The sequence below is a fragment of the Oscillibacter sp. CAG:155 genome (assembly GCA_000436875.1).
GTDB lineage: Bacteria > Bacillota > Clostridia > Oscillospirales > Oscillospiraceae > Oscillibacter.
On record FR890846.1, the window covers coordinates 5,461 to 9,927 of the forward strand.

5 protein-coding genes are annotated in these 4,467 nt (G+C 56.3%); 2 read left to right on the plus strand and 3 right to left on the minus strand.

All coding sequences use genetic code 11. The annotated features are described in order from the left end of the window. The 3 genes from QZL67_RS01620 to QZL67_RS01630 all read right to left on the minus strand — a co-directional run. A partial coding sequence (locus tag QZL67_RS01620) for an L-serine ammonia-lyase, iron-sulfur-dependent, subunit alpha (protein ID WP_292919646.1) occupies nucleotides 1-469 on the minus strand: 469 nt, incomplete at its 3' end. A 1-nt stretch (nucleotide 470) separates the two neighbouring features. Then, nucleotides 471-1,139 (minus strand): L-serine ammonia-lyase, iron-sulfur-dependent subunit beta, encoded by a 669-nt coding sequence (sdaAB, locus tag QZL67_RS01625; RefSeq protein ID WP_022289036.1) that lies wholly within the window; start codon nucleotides 1,137-1,139, stop codon nucleotides 471-473. Between the two features lie 210 nt (nucleotides 1,140-1,349). Continuing rightward, a complete protein-coding gene (locus QZL67_RS01630; protein WP_022289037.1) occupies nucleotides 1,350-2,219 on the minus strand; it encodes a DegV family protein in 870 nt (289 codons plus the stop codon). A gap of 303 nt (nucleotides 2,220-2,522) precedes the next feature. Between QZL67_RS01630 and QZL67_RS01635 the strand changes: the two genes are divergently transcribed. Both QZL67_RS01635 and QZL67_RS01640 read left to right on the plus strand, forming a co-directional pair. Further along, a complete protein-coding gene (locus QZL67_RS01635; protein WP_022289038.1) occupies nucleotides 2,523-3,170 on the plus strand; it encodes an HAD family phosphatase in 648 nt (215 codons plus the stop codon). A gap of 388 nt (nucleotides 3,171-3,558) precedes the next feature. Continuing rightward, on the plus strand, nucleotides 3,559-4,353 hold the full coding sequence (locus QZL67_RS01640) for a metallophosphoesterase (protein WP_022289039.1): 795 nt from the start codon (nucleotides 3,559-3,561) through the stop codon (nucleotides 4,351-4,353). Nucleotides 4,354-4,467: the final 114 nt, after the last annotated feature.

Sequence of the window (4,467 nt, forward strand, 5' to 3'; positions counted from 1 at the left end):
CCCGGTACGCAATCACAGAGCCGATGCCTGCGGCCACATACAGTCCTTTCACGATCTCCTCCTCCGGCATTCCCTGACGGTACAGCGGGATCAGCACTGCCGGCAATACGCCGCAGGCACCTGCTGTGGGGGCGGCCACGATCTTGCGCATGCAGGCATTGGACTCTGCCGTGCACAGTGCCAGAGTGATGACCTGACTCAGGTACTCTCCGGCCAGGGCCTTGCCGGAGGCGGCAAATTCCGCCATCCGCTGGCCGTCACCGCCCACCAGTCCGCTGAGGGACCGAAGGTCGCCCCGATAGGTCTCCACCGTTTCCAGCATGGCCTTCCACGTCATGCGCATTTTTTCAAAGGAGGCCTCCGGTGTCACCTGCCGTTCCTCAACATCTGTATCCTGCACGACCTTCCAGAAAGGCTTCTGGCCCTCCTGCATTTTATCAAAGATCTCCTGCATGGAATCCAGTGCCATCTCAATCGTCCTCCTTCTCGTAGTAGGTCAGCCGCTTCACGCCCGGCAGATCCAGAATTCTCCGGCGCACCTCCTCCGACACCTTCTGATCGGTCTCGATCACGATCAGTGCATCGCCGCCCCGGCGGTCCCGCCAAAGGCTGATGGTAGCAATGTTGATACCGGCATTGGACAGTTCCCGGGTCTCATCGGCAACCTTGCCCGCCACATCCTGATGCTGGACCACCAGGGTATTGAGGTCGCCGGTGAACTGCACCTCCACGCCGTTGAGCTTGTCCACCCGAATCCGTCCGCCGCCGATGGAAGCCGCCTGAAGCGTCAGCTCGCTTCCATCCGCCCGCTTGAGTTTCAGCACCACCGTGTTGGGGTGGGCCTCCCGCAGCTGGATGGGGTGGATGCAAAAGTCCAGCCCCTGTTCCCCGGCCAGCTCAAAGCTCTGGGGAATCCGCAGATCATCCGGCTTCATCCCCAGCAGTCCCGCTACCAGGGCACGGTCCGTACCATGGCCCCGGCCGGTTTCCGCAAAGGACCCATACAGCCCGATGTCCGCTTTTACCGGGGCTCCCCCCAGCAGTGTCCGCGCCATGCGTCCGATCCGCACCGCGCCCGCCGTGTGAGAGCTGGATGGACCTACCATCACCGGTCCGAGAATGTCAAAAATATCTAACATACCTGCTGATCCCTCCCGCTTTTCTGTGAATTATAAACAGCCTATCATATCTTTGTCCATTTCTCAAGGACTTTTTTGAAAATTTTGGCCGCTTGCTCGCTTTTCTCCAGACAATCCCCGGTGCTCATCCAGATCGCTTTCCCGCCATTGATCCCCGCTCAGAGAAAATCCGGCTGCATCCAAAAGGATACAGCCGGATTCACTTGTTTCTCACATTTCATCGTCCAGGATCTGTACGGCAGCACCCAGCACACCATCACCAATGTATACACTGAGCGTTCCGTCGATCTCTCCTTCCCAGAGGTGGTCATAGTTGGGCAGGGCCGCCGTCAGTTTCTCCCTCACCAGGGCCATTCCCTCCGGTGCGCCGCCGTTGGCCACGGCCAGATTGTACCGCTGGTGATTTCCGCAGGCCTTCACCGCCAGATCCACCAGCTTGTCAATTACTTGGTTGCGCCCCCGCACTTTTGCCGCGGAGGTCAGCTGCCCATCTTCCGCAAAGGTCAGGATGGGCTTGATCTGCAGCAGCATCCCCGCCGTAGCGGTCACCTTGCCGATCCGCCCGCCCTTTTGCAGATACTCCAGCGTATCCACAGAAAAGAACGGATGGCTGCCCGCAATCAGCTGCGGTGCCCGCTGTTGGGTCAGTTCCGTCCAGCCCATGCCATTTTGAATGTCCTGGGCAAGCTGCAGGAGCGTCAGCCCCTGACCCAAGGACCCACTTTTGGAATCAAAGGCACAAAGCGGCAGATCCGCATATTCCTCTGCCAGCCGCACCAGATTATAGGTCCCCGAAAGGCCGCTGGAGAGCATCACGGCAATCACACCGTCATAGCCATCCTCCCGGATCTGCTTGAGGATCTCTCCTAGATTCTCCGTGGAGGGCAAAGAGGTCTGGGGCAGTTCGCCCCGGTGAAGCCGTTCATAGATATCTGCGCCGCGGATATCCACACCGTCCAGATATTCTCCGTCAGCACAGAGGATCCGCAGAGGCAGCACGTAAATATGGTTGTCCGCCGCCAGTTGCGGAGAGAGGTCCGCACAGGAATCGGTCAGCAGTGCAATGTTTTGTGGGATCATAACACATCTCCATATTTTTACAAAATATTAACGCTTATTTGAGTATTATTACATGTTTCCCATAAAACTGCAAGAGTCATCCCGCAAAACAGATTTTTTTCCTGTACCGCTTTCTGTCTCCCGAGTATTTTCCTTCTACCGGGCAAACAAAATCTGTGGAAATCCTCACATTTGACCTGCTTTTCCGGTTTTACCAAAACAAAACCAAAAGTACACAGAAAATCCGTTGACGGAATTTATCCGCCGGTCCTATAATAAGGAAATCATCAAGAAGCCGAATTTTCTGACAGATGGGAGACAGCCATGCAGACAACACGCAGATTCGATCTGATTACCTTTGATTTGGACGGCACCATGCTGGATGACGAGTGGGCCCACGGGGAGGCAAACCGCCGGATGGGCCAGCACTTCGGCATCGACCACACCCAGCTTGGTCCCATGACCGGCTATTCCGTCCGGATGCGCTGGCAGGAACTGTGCAGATGTACGGGCCGTGATTTGGATGTGGAGCAGTTGGCGGAGGAACATTTCCGCCTGACGCTGGCGGTCATAAAGGAAGCCGGGATTCCGGAAGCTCCGGGCCTGACCTCCACGCTGCGGGCACTGAAAGCTGACGGCTGCTCCATCGCTGTGGTCTCCTCATCCGACGAATGGTTTGTCCGGGATGTGACCGCCTATCTGCATGTAACGCCGTATCTTGATTATTTTGTCACCAAAGACCAGGTCCGTCAGCTCAAGCCGGACCCGGAGATCTACCTGACTGCCCAAAAGATTGCCGGTGTTCCCGCCCATCGGGCGCTGGGTGTGGAGGACAGTATTCCCGGCTGCCAGGCCCTGCGCCGAGCGGGGATGTACAGTGTGGGATTTTTGGACGGCGGAAAAAACACACAGGCACTGGAGGATACGGATGCCACCATCGGGCAGATGGAGGAGCTTTTGGCACTTTTGTAAAATGGATTCGGATTCTCGCCCAGCGGACCGGCTTTTGCCGGTCCGCTTTTTTGCGTCCGTTTGCCCATTTTTCGATCAATGCTTCATCTTCTTTTCACTTTGGACCGCCTGTCTTTACAATCGCCCGCAGTTCTGCCGCGCCAGCCCGGCTGCGTCCCAGGCTCAGCTGCCTTCGGAAGCGCAGTTTTCTGTGCACTTCATCCGGTCATAGGCATTCAAACGCCAGATAATTTAGTAAAGCTACATAGAAATAGCCGTTTTTTGCCGTCTCCATCTACTTTTTACAAAGACTCGGTGTTGCACTTAACAGCCGACCGATATACTGTGCGCTGTTCATTGTACAAGGAGAATCAAATTGTTAAGAACCCCATGTTCGGAAAGGAGCCCCATGGCATCACTTCGTATCGCGCATCTTTCAGATCTCCACGTTCTGCGGGACTATCATGGTTCCATGCTGGACCGGGAACCTCTGCGCCAGCCCGTCCCCCCAGTAGAGTACTTTCTCACCGGCCTGCGGGAAGCCGTCGCATCCAAGCCTGATCTGATCGTCCTGACCGGCGATCTGGTTCACGAGGGAACGGTGGAAGATTATCAATATCTGCGCCAGCTTATTGAGCGGGAACGCTGTGGAATCCCTGTGATCCCCGTGTTGGGAAATCACGATTTGAAAGCCTGCTTCTACCGCGGGTATCTGGGCGAAGAGCAGAGCGGCCGCTACAATCGGAAATATGAATGGAACGGCTACCGCTTTTTGGTGCTGGATACCTCCACGGAACGCAACGGCTGCGGCAGTATCACCGACGAGCAGGTGGCTTGGCTGGCAGAAGAACTCCAGACTCCCGCTCCGCAGGGGACGATTCTGTTGGGCCACCACCCTCTGGAAAGCCAGCAGGCCTGGTTCCACACGGATTACCCCGCCGCGCTGGCAGACGTTTTGAAGAACAGTGACGTCTTTGTCTACCTCTGCGGCCATGCCCACTACGCCGAGACCCGCACTGTGCTGGGCATCCAGCAGATCACCGCAGAGTCCTTTGCCTTCGGTGTGGAAACCGTCAGTCCCACAGAGGTCATTTATACGGAGACCCGGGGCTACAACACCTGCTGGATAGACGGGACAACAGTGATTGTGCATCCCCATCAGGTCTTTCCCTTTCATCCCCAGATCTGCAGAATCCCGTTTTAAAGGGTCCGCAGAGATCTTTTCCAGACTAATTTTCAGGAGGAACAATATCCATGTCTTTCAAAAAACGCACCATCGCAGCCGTGCTCACCGCCGCACTGATGCTCACGGCGCTCA